The sequence below is a fragment of the Consotaella aegiceratis genome, assembly GCF_036541425.1.
Lineage (GTDB): Bacteria > Pseudomonadota > Alphaproteobacteria > Rhizobiales > Rhizobiaceae > Consotaella > Consotaella aegiceratis.
This window is the reverse complement of record NZ_JAZHFT010000005.1, coordinates 67147-84216: the sequence shown is the minus strand read 5'-3', so window position 1 is coordinate 84216 and position 17070 is coordinate 67147. Positions and strand designations below refer to the sequence as shown.

Here is a 17070-nt window from a genome sequence, read left to right as displayed (position 1 = left end):
GCCGGCCTCACTTCAGCGGAGAGTTCTTGCGCTCGCGGCCGTAGCGCTCGACTTCGTCGTAGGAGACCGTGGTCTCCTTGTGCTTGCGCACGTCGACGAAGGTGACGCGGTCGGTGCAGGAGTAGCAGGGGTCGAGACTGCCGACGATCACCGGAGCGTCGGACACCGTGTTTCCGCGCAGCATGTACCGGAGCACCGGCCAGTTGTTGTAGGTCGAGGCCCGGCAGCGCCAGCGATAGAGCTTCTGGTTGTCGCCGGTCATCGACCAGTGGATGTCCTCGCCGCGTGGCGCTTCGACGAAGCCGAGCGCGAACTTGTGCGGCTGATATTCGAAGTCCTCGGTGAGGATCGGCCCGCCGGCGGCGGTCGACAGCAGCGCCTCGATGAGGTCGAGGCTGTCGAACACCTCCTCGGCGCGCACCAGGGTGCGCGAGAGTACATCGCAGCCGTCGTGCGAGCGGATGGTGGTCTTGACCAGACCATAGCCGGCGAAGGCATGGTCGGCGCGGGTGTCGCGGGCATGACCGGAGCCGCGAACCAGCGGCCCGACCGGGCTGAAGTCGCGGGCGACCTGCTTGTCGAGCAGGCCGACGCCCTTGACGCGGCCGCCGACATTGGCGGTTTCCAGCAGAATGTCGACGAGGCGCCGCGTGTCCTCGCGAAGCTCCTGGACGACCCGGCGCGTCTCCGCCGCCTGCTCGCCCAGGATGTCGCGGCGGACGCCACCGATCAGGTTCATCGCATAGGTCTTGCGCGAGCCGGTCAGCACCTCGGCCAGCGTCATCGCCTTTTCGCGGACCCGGAAGAATTGCTGGAAGCCGGTATCGAAGCCGACATAGTGACAGACGAGCCCGAGATTGAGCAGGTGGCTGTGCATGCGCTCGGTCTCGAGCAGGATCGAGCGGATCGCCTGGCCGCGCGCCGGCACCTCGATGCCGAGCGCATTTTCGATCGACGTCGCGTAGGCCACTGAATGGGCGTAGCCGCAGATGCCGCAGACGCGGTCGGCGAGGAAGGTGACCTCGTTGTAGCCCATGCGGGACTCGGCCACCTTCTCCATGCCGCGATGGACGTAGAACATGCGGTAGTCGGCGTCGATGATGTCCTCGCCGTCGACGAACAGGCGGAAGTGGCCGGGCTCGTCCGAGGTGATGTGCAGCGGGCCGACCGGAACGATCGTCGTCTCCTGCTTGGCCTCGTTGATGAAAGGATAGGTCTCGTTATCGGTGATCGGCGCCGGGCGCATCCGGTAGTCCATCGAGTCCTTGCGCAGGGGATGGAGATCGTCCGGCCAGTCGTCCGGCAGCACCAGGCGGCGCTCGTCGGGCAGGCCGACCGGGCGAAGGCCGAACATGTCGCGCACCTCGCGCTCGCCCCACACGCAGGCCGGGACAACGGGAGTGACCGAGGGAAATTCGAGAGTGCCGGCCGGAACTTCGACACGCACGATGATGTGGCACTTCTCCGTGCCTTCCATCGACAGCACGTAGTAGACGGCAAAGACCCCCGTCAAAGGACGCTCGTCGTTGCCCACGACCACCGAGACCCAACCGTCGTGCTGGTAGTAGAGCGTCTTGACCACGTCCTGCAGCGCCGATGGCTTGACGGTGATCGTCACCTGGGCGGGCGTCTGCCATTCCTCGTGAAGGATGGCGTGGGGCAGTGCGCCGCGAAGCGCCGACAGGGTGGACGTCCCGATCCGATCTGACGAGAGAATATCCATTAGTTCGTCTCCTTCTCGGCGGTCGGCTCGGCGGCCGCGGCGGGAGTTGCGAGGAGCGCGTGCTCCTCGGCGAAGAGCGATGACGTCCCCGCCTGCCAAGGGCTGGCGACGGTGACCGGATCGCCGCCGTCGAGAACGATGGCGCTGGCATCGGCGACGAGCCTGGCGATCGGCTGCGGCACGGCGAAGCCCATCACCAGGACCAGGGCTGCCAGGATGCCGAGCGGAGCCAATGTCCAGGCGCCGACATCGCCGGGCTTGGCATCCTTGCCGGCCTTGCCGAGCACCGAGCCCGAAATGATCTGGACGAAGCCGGCGATCGTCACGGTGAAGAACAGCAGCACGACGAGCATCAGCCAGGGATGGCCAGCCTTCAGGCCCGCCGCGAAGATCAGGAATTCCGAAACAAAGACGTTGAAGGGGGGAAAGCCCGACAGCGCCAGCGCGCCGATCATCAGGAGCAGGCCGCTCGCCGGCGCCAGACGCAGCATGCCCTTGACGCTGTCGAGATCGCGCGTGCCGTATTTCATCAAGACGTTGCCCGAGCCGCAGAACAGAAGCGCCTTGGCCAGGCTGTGGTTGATGGAATGGAGCAGCGCGGCGGCAATGCCGAGCGGCCCGCCGAGACCGAGGCCGATGGCGATCAGGCCGATATGCTCGACGGAGGAATAGGCGAGCTTTCGCTTCAGGTCCTTCTGGACGAAGAACAGCATCGCCGCGACCACCACCGACAGGATGCCGAGCGTGAGAAGCAGGGTCTGCGGGAACTCGGGGCCGATCGCGCGCACCATCAGCGCCAGATAGCGGATGATGACGAACAGCGCGCACTTCAGGAGAACGCCGGAGAGCAGCGCGCTGACCGGGCTCGGTGCCTCGGAGTGGGCGTCGGGCAGCCAGGCGTGCATCGGGAAGAGCCCGGCCTTGGTGCCGAAGCCGATGAGCACGAAGACGAAGGCGATCTTCATCAGCGACGGATCGAGCAACGACGCGTTCTGGGCGAGCGAGGTCCACAGCACCGCCTGATGCGGATCGGCCAGGACCTCGGCGCCGTTCGAAAAGACGAGAACCGTGCCGTAAAGGCCGAAGGCGACGCCGACGGTGCAGATGACGACGTATTTCCAGGCCGCCTCCAGCGAGGTCTTCTCGCCGTAGATGCCGACCAGGAAGGCCGAGCCGAGCGTGGTTGCCTCGACGGCCACCCACATCATGACGATGTTGTTGGCCGTCGCCGACAGAAGCATGGTGAACAGGAAGAGATTGAAGAAGCCGTAGTAGATCTTGGCGCGGCGAAGATCGAGATGGCCGGCCTCGACGTCGTGACGGATATAACCGAGCGAATAGAGCCCGGTCATCAGGCCGACCACCGCGATGATCATCAGGAAGATCACGCCGAGGGCATCGACATAGAGCCAGCGTCCCATCGCCGCCAGCCGGGCGCCGCCGAGCACCTCGCCCGTCATCATCAGGGCGAGGACGAGGATCAGCGCGATCGAGACGACGTGAGCCGCTTCGCAGGCCTTCAGCGACATGTGTCGAAGCGGCACGAGAAGGATGGCGAGCGCGATGACCAGCGGTACCGCCAGGATGAGGAGGGGCAGGGACGAGGAAGTCATGGGTCAGCCCTTGAGGGTCGTAAGCTTGCGGGCATCGAGGGAGCCGAGCGTTCTGGAGATGCGCAGGCCAAGTATCGCCATGATGACGACGGCGAACACGGCATCGGTCGCGATCCCCACCTCGACCAGTTCCGGCGCGTTCGGTGCGAGCACCGCCAGCGTCAGATGCGAGCCGTTCTCCATCAGGCAGTAGCCGAACACCTGCTTGAGGATGTTGCGCTGGGTGACGATGCACGCGAGGCCCAGGAAGAAGTGGGCGAGCGAGATGGCGAGCGCCGGTTTCAGGTCGAGTGCCGCCGGCAGCGTGACGCGGGAGACGACCGCATAGCAGAGGATGACGATCAGCGCGGCGCCGATGATCGACACGGCGCCGGGAATGACCGCGCCGGAGCCCATCGTGTTGTCGTCCAGGGGCTTGAACAGCTTGATCATGATTAGCGGGACAAGAACGACCTTGGTGACGAAGGCCGAGGCCGACCAGAGATAGAGCTCCTCGGAGCCGGTCGTCGCGCCGAGCGTGATGAACAGCGCCACGAGCACCAGCGACTGCAGGGCGTAGAAGCGGGCCGCGGGTACCGGCCGCGAGGCGAGCGTCACCAAGAGCGCCGTGACGATCAGGAGGCCCGAGAGGCCGTTGATGATGAGAGTGCCTTGCATGGAATTCTCCTCAGCCCAGCCACCAGGCGGCGATAGCGCTCGAAGCGACCGACATGACGATGAGGACGACGAGCACGACCTGGATGCTTTTCGGCGTCGGAGCGGCGTCGGCCACGGCTTGCGACGGTTCGCCGGGGATGCAGGTGCCGAGCCACTTCAGGAACCAGGCGAAGGTGCCGACCGACTCCGCCAGCGCGATCACCGCGATCACCATCAGCGGCCAGTGCTCGCGCCCGACGGAGAAGCCGCCGGCGAAGATTGCGAATTTCGAGAAGAAGCCGGAGAACGGCGGCACGCCGGCGATCGCCATGGCCGCGACCGCGAAGCCGATGCCGATCAGCGGCTTCTTGGCCATCAGGCCGCGCAGGTGCGGCAGCAGCCGGGTGCCGGCGGTATAGGAGAGCGAACCGGCCACCAAGAAGAACAGCGTCTTGGCGAAGGCGTGGTTGAAGATGTGGGCGATGGCGCCCTTGAAGGCGAGGTCCGACCCGAACACCGAGAAGGACAGGCCCAGGAAGATCGTCGCCAGCTGCGTGATGGTCGAATAGGCGAGCAGCCGCTTCATGTCGATCTGCGGCAGGTACATGGCGAAGCCGTAGAACAGCGTCAGCGTCGCCATCACCGCGCCGACCCAGCCGACGATCTCCGGCGCGCCGCCCGACGACAGCAGGCCACGGGCGAAGATGTAGACGCCGACCTTCACCATGGAGGCCGCGTGCAGATAGGCCGACACCGGTGTCGGCGCCTCCATCGCGTCGGGCAGCCACATGTGGAACGGCAGCTGCGCCGACTTGCCCCAGGCGGCGACGAGGATCGCAAGAAGGATCGTCGCTTTCTGCTCGGTCGGAAGTGTGGCGATCGCCGTCACCGCGAAGGTGCCGGTATCGATGAAGATGAGGGCGGCCGCGACATAGAGGCCGATCGAGGCGATGTGCGTGACAATCAGCGCCTTGGCGGCCGAGCGCAGCGCCTTCGGGCTCTCATAATAGCCGATGAGGGCCCAGGAGCAGGCGCCGGTGATCTCGAAAAAGACGAGCTGGCCGATGACCGTCGAGGTGAAGACGAGACCGGCCATCGCGCCGATGAAGATCAGCAGGAAGGCATAGAAGCGCCGCCGCCCGATGTCCGGATGCTCGCGGTTGCCCTGGTTGAGGTAGCCGATCGAATAGAGCGCCACCAGATAGCCGATCACGATGACGGCGGAGGCGACGAGGACGCTGACGCGGTCGATGGTGAGGCCGAGAATCTCGGTCGAACCGAAGCCGATCAGCACGGTCTGGCTGGTGGCCGAGCCGCCAGCCTCGAAGACCCAGGCGAGCGAAAGGATGATCAGCACTGCGAGCGCGGCGAAGATCTGGCACACCCACTTGCCGGCGTCGCGCGGCAGGGCCGCGATGAGCGCCGCGCCGAGGAACGGCACCAGGGTCGCCGCGAGGGCGAGGATGGCGGGGAAGGTCGTTGGGAGAGTAATCACTGGATGTTGCCCCTACGCGGCTCTCAAAGCCCGACCAGGTAGAAGACGAAGGCGAGCGAGGCGGCACCCACCCCTAGCCAGCTGTGCTGCGGGGTGAGGCGGAAGCGCGCCCGCGCCACGCTGTTCTCGATGAGAGCGACCACGCCGAAGAGCAGGAAGAGCTTGATGGCGAAGACGACGAAGCCGAGGATGAGCCCGCCCGCAGTCAGCGCCGTGGCGCTGCCGAAGGGCAGGAAGACGGCGACGAACCAGCCCATGACCAGCGTCTGCTTCAGGCCCATCGCCCATTTGACCAGGGCCAGCGACGGCCCTGAATATTCGGTGAGCGGGCCTTCCTGAAGCTCCTGCTCGGCTTCGGCCATGTCGTAGGGCAGCTTGCCCAGCTCGATATAGAGGGCGAAGGCGAAGGCGCAGCCGGCGAGCACCGTCGCGGCGACCGAGCGGACTTCGCCGTCGGCGATCGCGGCGCCGATGGCGCCGAGATTGGTCGAACCGGCGAGCAGCGCCGCCACGAACAGCGCGAGCAGCATGATCGGCTCGACCAGCACGCCCATGGTCAGCTCTCGGCTGGCGCCGATGCCGGCGAAGGACGATCCCGAATCGATGCCCGACAGCGAGAAGAAGAAGCGCAGCAGGGCGAACAGATAGACGATGGTGATCAGGTCGCCGACCGCCGCGATCGGCGTGAAGCGGGTGAAGATCGGCAGACCGGTGGCGATGACGAAGAGCGTCGCCAGCATGATCACCGGCATGATTCTGAACACGCCGCTGGCATCCGGTGGGGTGATGTCCTGACGCTTCAACAGCTTGGCGATGTCGCGGTAGTCCTGGAAGACGCCTGGCCCGTGGCGGGTGTGCATCTTGGCCCGCTCGAAACGCGAGAAGCCGGAGACCAGCGGCGCGATTGCGAACAGAAGCAGCGCCTGGACGAGGCCGAGCAGGAGGTGGGAAAGGGTCGGCATCTCGATCCTCCTAGTGAGCCGCCACGGCGAGGAGCACGACCAGCGCGCCGACGATGTAGAGGCAGTAGACGCGGAAGTCGCCGCCCTGGAGCACCTGCATCCAGCGTCCGGAGACGCCGACACCACGCGCGATCGGATCGACGAAGCGAAGATCGGCCCAGGGTTCAGTGCGCCGGGCGAGCGACACGAAGCGTTCGAAGCCGATCGTGATCTGCTGCCAGACGCTGGCGACCGACTTGCGCACGGCATAGAGCGGCACGAAGAACATACGGATCGGCTGGGCGAAGCTCTTGGCGGTCAGCGACATGTGGATGTCGGGCAGATAGCCGGCCGCCCAGGGGGCTTCCGATTTGCGGCGCGCCATCCGGGTTCCGGCAAACAGCGCCTTGATGACGATCGGCAGCGTGGCGAGCGCCACGAGCAGGATCGCGATCAGCGGCGTCGATAGCACCGTGGTGCCGCCCGCGCCGGGGATCAGCACCGCGCCGCTGGCGAGCGTCGTCGTCGGCAGACCGAGCGTGGCGGCGGCGATGCCGCCGATCACCGGCGCGATCCAGGGCGCGGCGAGGCCGAGGCCGACGCAGGCGAGCGCCAGGATGACCATGCCCGCGACCATCGGCCCGGGCGCTTCCTTGGCGTGGGAGGCGTGGGCGCTGCGCGACGGGCCGGCGAAGATGACGCCATAGGCCTTGACGAAGCACATCACCGCCAGCGCCCCGGTCAGCGCCAGCATGACGGCGGCGATGGGCGTCGCGAACTGGACCAGGAAGGAGCCTCCGAGCGCCGCCGCGAACAGGCCCTGATAAGTGTACCACTCGGACACGAAGCCGTTGAGCGGCGGGATCGCCGAGATCGCCAGCGCGCCGACCAGGAAGGACAGCGCCGTCCACGGCATCGACTTCGCCAGCCCGCCCATCTCTTCCATGTCCTTGGTGTGGACGCGGAAGATCACGGAGCCGGCGCCGAGGAAGAGCAGCGCCTTGAAGACGGCATGATTGACGAGATGGTAGAGCCCGGCCATCAGCCCCAGCACCGCGAGTACCGGCTGGCCTTCGGCGATCCCGATCATGCCGGTGCCGACGCCCAGGAGGATGATGCCGATGTTCTCGACCGAGTGGTAGGCGAGCAGCTTCTTGATGTCGTGCTCGGCCAGCGCATAGACGACGCCGAGCACCGAGGAGACGGCGCCGAAGGCGAGCACCAGGACACCCCACCAGAGCATCGGCTCGCCGCCGCCGAGCAGGTCGAGGGCGACCTTGACGATGCCGAAGACGCCGATCTTGATCATCACGCCGGACATCAGCGCCGAGGCGTGGGAGGGCGCGGCCGGGTGGGCCTTGGGCAGCCAGATGTGGAGCGGGATCATGCCCGCCTTGGCGCCGAAGCCGAGAAAGCCGAGGACGAACACGGTGGAGGCCATCGGCGCCGACAGCGACAGGTGGCGGAACGCCTCGAAATCGAAGCTGCCGGCCTCGTTCGCCATCAGGAAGAAGGCCGCCATGATCAGCACCGAGCCGGCGTGGGCAACGAAAAAGTAGAGGAAGCCGGCGCCGACCGCGTCCTTGTCCTGGTCGAAGATGACGAGGAAGTAGGAGGCGAGCGACATCATCTCGAAGAAGACGAGGAACCAGAACGCGTTGTCGGCCGTCACCACCAGCAGCATCGAGGCGATGAAGAGGTGCATGAAGAAGCCCATGCCGCCGACGCCGCGGCCGGAATATTCCCGGACGTAGGCGATGGCGTAGATGCTGGCGACCAGCGACAGCAGCGAGATCACCGCGACCATCAGGCCAGAGAGCGGGTCGAGCCGCAGGATGAAGTGGGCGAACGGGTAGGGACCGGCGATGGAGAGCGTCGCCGCCGGCTCGGTGAGCGCCGTCAGGCCGGCGGCCAGGCCGCACAGCGCGGCCAGGATGCCGGCCAGGCTCGCCGCGCCGATCGCCAGCGCCTCTTCCTTGCCGAGGACGAGGCTGGTGATCGCGCCAATAATCGACAGCGCCAGCGCGAGTTCGAGAAATCCGAGCGGACCCATCAGTTGCGCCCCCCCATTGCAGAGAGAAGCTTCGGCCGGCCCATCTGATCGGCGGTGATCCGGCGCTTGTTGGCGTTGGCCTCATCCATCCCGTCGTCGCCGACCAGATAAAGGGCGCGGGTGGGGCAGGACGGCACGCAGGCCGGGCCGGCCTCGCGGAAGTCGCAGAGGTCGCATTTGACGGCGACCGACTTGACGCCCTGTTCCCAAACGAGGAGCGGATCGAGCGCCGGATTCTGAGGTGTCGGGAAAGCGATGCCCGCGACGCCCGCCAGACCCGTCCCGGAGGGCGTAATGGCGCCGAACGGACAGGCGAGGGCGCAGAGCTTGCAGCCGATGCAGGTCTTTTCGTCGAGCACGATCATGCCGTCGCGATGCGTGATGGCGCGCACCGGGCAGACGCGTGCACAAGGCGCGTCCTCGCAGTGATGGCAGAGAACCGGCGCCGTCGCGTCGGCCGTTTTGGTGACGGACAGGCGCGGATGCGATTGGCGGCCAGCCTGCTTGTGAGCCTGGCTGCAGGCGGCCATGCAAGTGTTGCAGCCGATACACCTGCCCGGTTCTGCGACGATGAAGCGGTTCATTGGCCGACGTCTCCTTGCGGGGCGCAACCCTGCGCCGGGTTCCAGTCGGGCGCGTTCGATAAGGGATTCCGATCGAACAATAAAAAATAAGTATTGGTTCGATGCATGCGAGTTTAATTCCCTTAACCCCTCTAAACTGGCTGGTATCACCCCTCATAATGAATTGACATGCGGCAATACGCCTCTTACGGCGCATGAAGTAAAAAGGCTATATTCGAATATATCGATTGATAGATGATTCTTATCGACGGATATACATTTCATATCGTGCGAATATGGGGTGTTTATTGAGCGATAAGGGTTGTCGATCGAGCGCGGTGAGGCCGGAACTCGACGGCTGGCTCGGAAGCGGTCCCGCGTTCGAGGGCCGGATCAGGAAAGGGAACTGAGGAATGAATAGATTCGTGGCCGCGGACCCGGGCAAGTGCATCGCCTGCCGCACCTGCGAGATCGCCTGTGCGATGGCGCATCGCTCCGAAGGCTCGACGGAGGCCTTGGCTCCGGCGAATTTCGAGCCGCGCATTCGCGTCGTCAGGACGGCGACCGTATCGACGGCCGTGATGTGTCATCATTGCGAAGACGCGCCCTGCCTGAACGCCTGTCCGGAAGGCGCGATCGTCTACCGGGCCGATAGCGTGCAGGTCGATCAGGAGCGCTGTGTCGGGTGCAAGAACTGCGTGATGGCCTGCCCGTTCGGAGTCATGGACGTGGTCACCGTGCCGGCAATGAAGACTTTCGCCGGCATCAAGGTTTCCACGGGCGTGAAGGCCCGTGCCCACAAGTGCGATCTGTGCATCGACCGCCCCGCCGGGCAGGCCTGCGTCGCGGCCTGTCCGACCAATGCGCTGCGGCTCGTCGACGAAGACAGTCTTGCCCGGTCGCTCGCCGACCTGCGGGAGCGCACCGCCGTCGCCGCCATCGCCGTCTGACCGCGTCCGGGCCTAGGAAAGGGAATCCTTATGGAAAAGCATATGTCTGTGTGCCCCTATTGCGGCACGGGATGCAAATTCGACCTCTTGACGGAAAACGGCAAGGTCGTCGGCGTCGAGCCGCTGAATGGTATCACCAACGAGGGCCGTCTCTGCCTCAAGGGGCTTTACGGCTATGATTTCGTCAACGACACGAAAATCCTGACGCCGCGCCTGCTGCACCCGATGTATCGCCGTTCGCGCGATGCGGATTTCGAGCGCATCTCCTGGGACGAGGCGATCGAGATCGCGTCGACGAAGTTCTCCGAAATCAAGGCGAAATACGGCCCCGACGCCATCATGACGACCGGCTCGTCGCGCGGTTGCGGCAACGAGACGAACTTCGTCATGCAGAAGTTCGCCCGCGCCGTCGTCGGCACCAACAACGTCGACAACTGCGCCCGCGTCTGCCACGCGCCGTCGGTCGCCGGTCTCGCCCAGACGCTCGGCAACGGCGCCATGTCGAACTCGATCCAGGAGATCGCGGACACCGAGTGCCTGCTGATCTTCGGCTACAACGTCGCCGACAGCCATCCGGTGATCGCGCGGCGCGTCATCGAAGCCAAGGAGAAGGGCGCCAAGATCATCGTCTGCGATCCGCGCAAGATCGAGACTGCGCGCCTAGCCGACCTCTACCTGCCGCTCAAGAACGGCTCCAACATGGCGCTGGTCAACGCCTTCGCCAACGTTCTGATCAACGAGAACCTCTACGACAAATCCTATGTCGCCAACCACACGGAAGGCTTCGAGGAGTATAAGGCGATCGTTTCCAAGTATACGCCGGAATACGTCGCCGAGATCACCGGTCTCGATCCCGACGACATCCGTGAGGCCATGCGCATCTATGCGGCGGCGCCGAGCGCCACGATCCTGTGGGGCATGGGCGTCACCCAGTGGACCATGGGCGTCGACGTGGTGAAGGGCCTGTCCGGCCTGGCGCTTCTGACCGGCAATCTCGGCCGTCCGCATGTCGGCGTCGGCCCGGTGCGCGGCCAGAACAACGTGCAGGGTTCGTGCGATCTCGGCGTCCTGCCGAATGTCTTCCCCGGCTACCAGCCGGTCACCGATCCGGAGATCCGCGCCAAGTTCGCTAAGCGCTGGGGCGTCGAGAGCCTGCCCGACAGGGTCGGCGCCATGGTCACCGACGTGCCGCACCTGGTCAAGGAGGGCAAGCTCAAGGGTTATTACATCATGGGCGAAGACCCGGCCCAGACCGATCCGGATCTGGCCGCGGTACGCGAATCCCTGGAGGGCATGGAGTTCGTCATCGTCCAGGACATCTTCATGACGAAGACGGCGATGTTCGCCGACCTGGTCCTGCCCGCCACCTCCTGGGGCGAGCACGAGGGCGTCTTCACGGCGGCCGACCGCACCTTCCAGCGCTTCGACGCGGCGCTGCCGCCGAAGGGCGAGTGCAAGCACGACTGGGAGATCATCGCCGAGATCGCGACAGCCATGGGCTATCCCATGCACTACGAGAATACCAAGGAGATCTGGGACGAACTGCGCGAACTCGCGCCGAAGTTCTACGGCGCGACCTACGAGAAGATGGAAGGGCTCGGCTACGTCCAGTGGCCCTGCTACGAGGTCGAGGACGCGCATGGCGCCAAGTACCTCTACGAGGGCAACAGGTTCGAGCGTCCCAACGGCAAGGGCCTGCTCTATGCCTGCGAATGGCACCCGCCGATGGACCAGACCAACGACGAGTTCCCGATGGTGCTGTGCACCGTGCGCGAGGTCGGCCACTACTCCTGCCGCTCGATGACCGGCAATTGCTCGGCGCTGCAGACGCTGGCCGACGAGCCGGGCTTCGTGACGATCAACCCGAAGGATGCCAAGCGGCTCGGCATCAAGGATCGCGAGCTGGTTCATGTCTCGTCGCGTCGCGGCAAGATCATCACCCGGGCGCAACTGACCGAGCGCACCAACGAGGGCGCGGTCTACATGACCTATCAATGGTGGATCGGCGCCTGCAACGAACTGACCGGCGAAAGCTTCGATCCGACGTCCAAGACGCCGGAATACAAGTACAGCGCCGTGAAGGTCGAGCCGATCGCCGATCAGGCCTGGGCCGAAAGCTACGTTCAGGAAGAGTACGCGACGCTGAAGGGCAATCTGCGCGGCGCGGTGGAAAAGAGCGCTCAGATGAAGGTGGCCGAAGTCGCCTGACGATGATGCGGATGGAGGGGCGACCAAGGCCGCCGCTCCCGACGCCGTTGCTCCTCCCTTGACCGGTCGCCTCTAACGAGGCGGTCGTCGTCCCGTCCAAAGAGATCCGGTGCCGGCGATCCGTCGGCGCCGGATCTCTTGTTTTTGAAGGATGGATCGGCCTGCTGTGGTCCGGTCGCAGACGGCAATCGGGACCCGCATCGCTCCCATCCAGCCAGCTCGTCGCCAAAAATAAATCAAACGATTGACTTATTCTGTAGGCAGGCCTATGTTGCGACCATGGATGCGAACGACGAGAACACTGATGGTCGTGCCCGTGCCGGCGGCCGGGCGAGGGGGGCACAGGCCCGAAGCGACGCGACGCGCGACCGGATTCTCGCGGCCGCCCTGGACGTCTTCGGGCGCATGGGCTTCGAGGGTGCGACGACCCGCAGCGTGGCGAACGCGGCGGGGGTGAACCTCCAGGCGATTTCCTACTATTTCGGCGGCAAGGAGGGGCTTTATACGGCGACGGCCGAATATCTGGCCGCCTTGATCGGGGTCCATATCACGCCGCGCCGGATCGAGATCGCCCGGCGCCTGGCCGAGCTGGACGCGGCCGGCGAAGCGCTGTCGGAGGCCGAGGCTCGGCTTATCCTGCACAGCGTCCTCGAAACCGTGGCCAGCATCTTTCTCGGCCGCGAGGCGGATGTCTGGGCGCGTTTTCTGGTCCGCGAGCAGATGGAGCCGACCGAGGCGTTCTCGAAGATCTACGACGGCGTCATGGGACCGATGCTCGCCGCCGTCGGCCGCCTGATGGCGACCATCCTGCACGAGGACCCGACCTCCGATTACATTCGGCTGCGCACCCTCTCCTTCGTCGGCAACATCCTGATCTACCGGATCGGCCGTGCAACGGTTCTCCGTCAGATGAGCTGGGACGAGATCGGCGAGGCGGAGGCTGCCGAGGTCAAACGCATCGTGCATGGGATCATCGACGACCTGGTTCCTGTCGGGGAGGCAACGCGATGAGGCGCGTCGTTCCCATCATTGTCGCCCTGCTCGTGGCTGGCGGGGCCGCCGGCTGGTGGTTCGACGTTCCGGCCCGGCTCGGATGGACCGAAGAGGCCGAACAGGAATTCGTCCTTTACGGCAATGTCGATATCCGGCAGGCGACCTTAGGCTTTCGCGTCTCGGGCCGCATCGCCGGCCTCTCCGTCGACGAGGGCGATGCCGTGAAGGCCGGCGACGTGTTGGCCACTCTCGACGCACGCTCCTACGAGTCCGCCTTGCGGGTCGCCCAGGCGAATGCCGCGGCTTTGCGCGCGACGCTGGACAAGCTTAAGGCCGGACCGCGGCCGGCCGAGATCGCCCAGGCCAAGGCGACGTATGACCAGCATCTGGCCAGTGTGCGCTATGCCGATTTGGCGCTGACGCGTGCCAAGCAGCTTCGCCAGCAGGGAACGGTCTCGCAAGGCACCCTCGACGAGGCCGAGGCGACGTCGGACGAGGCGAAAGCCCAGGCCGAAGCCGCCAAGAGCGCGCTGAACCTCCTGGAGGAGGGGACGCGCGCCGAAGAGATCGCCGCCGCCGAGGCACAGCTTCGCGCCGCTGAGGCCGAGGTCGAGACCGCTTGCCTGTCGCTCGAGGACGCGCGTCTCGTCGCGCCGAGCGATGGCATCATTCTCTCTCGGGTCGAAGAGGAAGGCGCGATCGTCTCGTCGTCCGATACCGTGTTCGTCCTTTCGCTGACCAGGCCGGTCTGGGTGCGTGCCTATGTGGGCGAGCCCGATCTGGGCCGGGTCCATCCCGGCATGGCGGTTCGCGTCGCCTCCGATACCCGGCCCGGCCAGAGCTACGAGGGGACGGTGGGCTTCATTTCTCCGGTCGCCGAGTTCACGCCCAAATCGGTCGAGACGCCGGAATTGCGCACCGATCTCGTCTATCGGCTGCGCGTGGTGATAGACAATCCGGGGCCGGACCTGCGGCAGGGCATGCCGGTGACGGTCCAACTGGAGGACGCAGGATCATGAGCGGGCCGGCTGGACGAGAGGACGACGCCGTCGTCCGCCTCGACGGCGTGACGCAAATCTTCGGCGAGGCGGCGCCGGCGCTCGACGGTGTGACGGCCGAGGTCCACCCGGCTCAGATCACCGGACTGGTCGGTCCCGATGGCGCCGGCAAGACGACCTTGATCCGTTTGATGACGGGCCTGATGGTGCCCACCCAAGGCCGCATCGAGGTGCTCGGCTTCGACACGCGCACCCGTGCGGCGGCGATCCAGTCGGCGATCGGCTACATGCCGCAGCGCTTCGGCCTCTACGAAGACCTCTCCGTGCAGGAGAATCTCGATCTCTATGCCGATCTGCGCGGCTTGCCGCGCGCCGAGCGGCCGCAAATCTTCGACGAATTGCTGACCTTCACCGATCTTCGGCGTTTTACGGCGCGCCGCGCAGGACGGCTGTCCGGCGGCATGAAGCAGAAGCTCGGCCTTGCCTGCGCGCTGCTGAAGAAGCCGCGTCTGCTGCTGCTGGACGAGCCGGGCGTCGGCGTCGACCCGCTGTCGCGGCGCGATCTCTGGAAGATGGTGGAGGATCTGACCAAGGAGGGCGTCAGCGTCCTGTGGTCGACGGCCTATCTCGACGAGGCGGAGGCGTGCGATTGCGTCCTTCTGCTCAACCAGGGCCAGTTGCTGTTCAGCGGCCCGCCGGCCGATCTGACCGACCGTGTCGCCGGCCGCGTCCTTCGCATGTCCGGCCTGCATGGCCGCCGGCGACAGGTGCTCGCCCGGCTGCTCGATGCGGAGGGCGTGGTCGATGGCGTGATCCAGGGCGAGGCCTTGCGTCTGGTCGCCGCCGAGGGCGCGACGCTGTCGGTCACGCCGGACGAGCCGGAGGCGAAGATCGCGCCGATCCCGCCACGTTTCGAGGACGCCTTCGTCGACATGCTGGGCGGCGGTCCCGGCGGTCGATCCCGCATTGCCGAGGTTCAACGTGCCTTCGAAGGCGACGGAACTCCGGTGATCGAGGCGCGGGGTCTGACCAAGCGGTTCGGCGATTTCGTCGCCGCCGACCACATCAGCTTCGAGGTGCGTCGCGGCGAGATCTTCGGCCTGCTCGGGCCGAACGGCGCCGGCAAGTCGACGACCTTCAAGATGCTCTGCGGATTGTTGACGCCGAGCGACGGCGAGGGCCGGGTCGCCGGACTGGACCTGCGCCGCGAAGCGGCCGAGGCGCGCAATCGGCTCGGCTACATGGCCCAGAAGTTTTCGCTCTACGGCGACCTCACCATCGCGCAGAACCTCGACTTCTTCGCCGGCGTCTACGGCCTTTCGCGGGCCCGCCGCCGCGAACGGACCGCACTCATGACCGAGCTGTTCGAGTTTTCGCGCCATGCCGACCAGGCGGCGAAGGACCTGCCTCTCGGCCTGAAGCAACGGCTGGCGCTCGCCTGCGCGCTGATGCACGAGCCCCAGGCCCTGTTTCTCGACGAGCCGACGTCGGGCGTCGATCCGATCACCCGGCGCGAGTTCTGGACCCACATCAACGGCCTCGTCGAAAAGGGCGTGACCATCCTCGTCACCACGCACTTCATGGACGAGGCGGAATATTGCGATCGCATCTCGCTGATCTATCGCGGCCAGTCGATCGCGCTCGGCTCGCCCGACGATCTGAAGAGGAAAGCGGCGACGCCCGATCGTCCCGATCCGACGATGGAAGATGCCTTCATCGCCCTGATCCAGGACACCGAGCAACGGAGGGAGGCGGCATGAGCAGCGGTGCGATCGCCGGCGGCCGTGGCTTTCGGCTGTTGTCGCTGGTTCGCAAGGAGAGCCTGCAGGCGATGCGCGATCCGAGCACGCTGCTCATCGCCGTCCTCCTGCCGCTGATCCTGTTGTTTCTGTTCGGCTACGGCATTTCGCTCGACGTCGCGCGCACACAAGTGGCGTTGGTGGTCGAGCAGACGACGCCGGTGACCGAGGATCTGGCCGCGAGCTTTTCCGCCTCGCCCTATTTCGCGGTCTCGGTCGGTCGCGACCGGCGAGAATTCACCGACGATCTTGTGCTGGGCAAAGTGCGCGGGATCGTCGTCGTTCCGGCGTCCTTCGCCACCGACTACGATGCCGGCCGTACGCCCGAAATCCAGGTCATCGTCGACGGCAGCGATCCCAACACCGCGAATTTCGTGCAGTCCTACGCCCGGGCGACCATCGCCAACTGGCAGGCGCAGAGACAGGCACAGGCGGGGGCGGCGGCGCGCAGTCCCATCGAGATCGAGACGCGCTTCTGGTTCAATGCGGAGTTGACCAGCCGCTACTTTCTGGTGCCGGGGGCGGTCGCCATCGTCATGACGCTCGTCGGCACGCTGCTGACCTCGCTCGTCGTCGCGCGCGAGTGGGAACGCGGCACCATGGAAGCGATGATGGCGACCCCGGTGACCGCGGCCGAACTGCTGATCGGCAAGGTGCTGCCCTATTTCCTGCTCGGGCTTGCCGCGATGACCTTGTGCGTGTTGCTTTCGGTGTGGCTGTTCGATGTGCCGTTCCGCGGTTCGATCCTGGCGCTCTACAGCCTGTCGGCCGCTTTCCTGATCCCGGCGCTCGGCCAGGGACTGTTGATTTCCGCCGCGACGAAAAACCAGTTCCTGGCCTCCCAGCTTGCGCTGATCACCGGCTTCCTGCCGGCCTTTCTGCTGTCGGGCTTCATCTTCGAAATCAACTCGATGCCGACGGTCGTCCAGTGGATCACCTACGCCGTGCCGGCGCGCTATCTGATCCCGAGCCTCCAATCGGTGTTCCTGGCCGGCGACATCTGGCCGATGTTCCTGCGCGCCATCGGCGCCATGCTGGCGATCGGCGCCATTTTCTTCGTCCTGGCGGCGCGCAACACAAGAAAGCGGATCGCCTGAG

General features: G+C 65.7%; 13 protein-coding genes. 6 read left to right on the top strand and 7 right to left on the bottom strand.

The window, feature by feature from the left end:
• Nucleotides 1-7 precede the first annotated feature (7 nt).
• Genes SMD10_RS05705 through SMD10_RS05675 form a run of 7 tightly spaced genes read right to left on the bottom strand, consistent with a single transcriptional unit; the run spans nucleotide 8 to nucleotide 9045 of the window.
• Entirely contained in the window at nucleotides 8-1723 is a 1716-nt protein-coding gene (locus SMD10_RS05705; RefSeq protein WP_331684692.1) for a hydrogenase large subunit, read from the bottom strand.
• Entirely contained in the window at nucleotides 1723-3336 is a 1614-nt protein-coding gene (locus SMD10_RS05700; RefSeq protein WP_331684691.1) for a hydrogenase 4 subunit F, read from the bottom strand. Before SMD10_RS05700 ends, SMD10_RS05705 begins: the two co-directional genes overlap by 1 nt.
• Nucleotides 3337-3339: 3 nt before the next feature.
• A complete protein-coding gene (gene hyfE / locus SMD10_RS05695) occupies nucleotides 3340-3993 on the bottom strand; it encodes a hydrogenase 4 membrane subunit (RefSeq protein WP_331684690.1) in 654 nt (217 codons plus the stop codon).
• Between the two features lie 10 nt (nucleotides 3994-4003).
• The gene (locus SMD10_RS05690) at nucleotides 4004-5467 is read right to left on the bottom strand and encodes a hydrogenase 4 subunit D (RefSeq protein ID WP_331684689.1); all 1464 of its coding nucleotides are present in this window, start codon (nucleotides 5465-5467) and stop codon (nucleotides 4004-4006) included.
• 23 nt (nucleotides 5468-5490) lie between these two features.
• Nucleotides 5491-6429 (bottom strand): respiratory chain complex I subunit 1 family protein, encoded by a 939-nt coding sequence (locus SMD10_RS05685; protein ID WP_331684688.1) that lies wholly within the window; start codon nucleotides 6427-6429, stop codon nucleotides 5491-5493.
• 10 nt (nucleotides 6430-6439) lie between these two features.
• Nucleotides 6440-8461 (bottom strand): hydrogenase 4 subunit B, encoded by a 2022-nt coding sequence (gene hyfB / locus SMD10_RS05680; protein WP_331684687.1) that lies wholly within the window; start codon nucleotides 8459-8461, stop codon nucleotides 6440-6442.
• Nucleotides 8461-9045, bottom strand: a complete 585-nt coding sequence (locus SMD10_RS05675) for a 4Fe-4S dicluster domain-containing protein (protein ID WP_331684686.1) — start codon at nucleotides 9043-9045, stop codon at nucleotides 8461-8463. The genes hyfB and SMD10_RS05675 overlap by 1 nt, the downstream gene beginning before the upstream one ends.
• Before the next feature lie 392 nt (nucleotides 9046-9437).
• Here SMD10_RS05675 and SMD10_RS05670 point away from each other — a divergent pair, with 392 nt between their 5' ends.
• From SMD10_RS05670 to SMD10_RS05645, 6 genes are all read left to right on the top strand, one after another.
• On the top strand, nucleotides 9438-9974 hold the full coding sequence (locus SMD10_RS05670) for a 4Fe-4S dicluster domain-containing protein (protein ID WP_331684685.1): 537 nt from the start codon (nucleotides 9438-9440) through the stop codon (nucleotides 9972-9974).
• 42 nt (nucleotides 9975-10016) lie between these two features.
• On the top strand, nucleotides 10017-12182 hold the full coding sequence (fdhF, locus tag SMD10_RS05665) for a formate dehydrogenase subunit alpha (protein ID WP_490338290.1): 2166 nt from the start codon (nucleotides 10017-10019) through the stop codon (nucleotides 12180-12182).
• A gap of 279 nt (nucleotides 12183-12461) precedes the next feature.
• Nucleotides 12462-13193 carry a CerR family C-terminal domain-containing protein gene (locus SMD10_RS05660; RefSeq protein WP_331684683.1) on the top strand — a complete coding sequence of 244 codons (732 nt, stop codon included), beginning with the start codon at nucleotides 12462-12464 and terminating at the stop codon, nucleotides 13191-13193.
• The gene (gene hlyD / locus SMD10_RS05655) at nucleotides 13190-14194 is read left to right on the top strand and encodes a secretion protein HlyD (protein ID WP_331684682.1); all 1005 of its coding nucleotides are present in this window, start codon (nucleotides 13190-13192) and stop codon (nucleotides 14192-14194) included. The genes SMD10_RS05660 and hlyD overlap by 4 nt, the downstream gene beginning before the upstream one ends.
• Complete coding sequence (locus tag SMD10_RS05650) at nucleotides 14191-15933, top strand: ATP-binding cassette domain-containing protein (protein ID WP_331684681.1); 1743 nt, start codon at nucleotides 14191-14193, stop codon at nucleotides 15931-15933. Before hlyD ends, SMD10_RS05650 begins: the two co-directional genes overlap by 4 nt.
• Nucleotides 15930-17069, top strand: coding sequence for an ABC transporter permease (locus SMD10_RS05645; protein WP_331684680.1), 1140 nt, complete (start codon nucleotides 15930-15932; stop codon nucleotides 17067-17069). The genes SMD10_RS05650 and SMD10_RS05645 overlap by 4 nt, the downstream gene beginning before the upstream one ends.
• Nucleotide 17070: the final 1 nt, after the last annotated feature.

Bases quoted from the DNA above. Each gene is read 5' to 3' on its own strand.
- hyfE (WP_331684690.1), bottom strand. From the start codon at position 3,993: ATGCAAGGCACTCTCATCATCAACGGCCTCTCGGGCCTCCTGATCGTC.
- hyfB (WP_331684687.1), bottom strand. From the start codon at position 8,461: ATGGGTCCGCTCGGATTTCTCGAACTCGCGCTGGCGCTGTCGATTATT.
- hlyD (WP_331684682.1), top strand. From the start codon at position 13,190: ATGAGGCGCGTCGTTCCCATCATTGTCGCCCTGCTCGTGGCTGGCGGG.
- SMD10_RS05645 (WP_331684680.1), top strand. From the start codon at position 15,930: ATGAGCAGCGGTGCGATCGCCGGCGGCCGTGGCTTTCGGCTGTTGTCG.
- SMD10_RS05705 (WP_331684692.1), bottom strand. From the start codon at position 1,723: ATGGATATTCTCTCGTCAGATCGGATCGGGACGTCCACCCTGTCGGCG.
- SMD10_RS05660 (WP_331684683.1), top strand. From the start codon at position 12,462: ATGGATGCGAACGACGAGAACACTGATGGTCGTGCCCGTGCCGGCGGC.
- fdhF (WP_490338290.1), top strand. From the start codon at position 10,017: ATGTCTGTGTGCCCCTATTGCGGCACGGGATGCAAATTCGACCTCTTG.
- SMD10_RS05650 (WP_331684681.1), top strand. From the start codon at position 14,191: ATGAGCGGGCCGGCTGGACGAGAGGACGACGCCGTCGTCCGCCTCGAC.
- SMD10_RS05675 (WP_331684686.1), bottom strand. From the start codon at position 9,045: ATGAACCGCTTCATCGTCGCAGAACCGGGCAGGTGTATCGGCTGCAAC.
- SMD10_RS05685 (WP_331684688.1), bottom strand. From the start codon at position 6,429: ATGCCGACCCTTTCCCACCTCCTGCTCGGCCTCGTCCAGGCGCTGCTT.
- SMD10_RS05700 (WP_331684691.1), bottom strand. From the start codon at position 3,336: ATGACTTCCTCGTCCCTGCCCCTCCTCATCCTGGCGGTACCGCTGGTC.
- SMD10_RS05670 (WP_331684685.1), top strand. From the start codon at position 9,438: ATGAATAGATTCGTGGCCGCGGACCCGGGCAAGTGCATCGCCTGCCGC.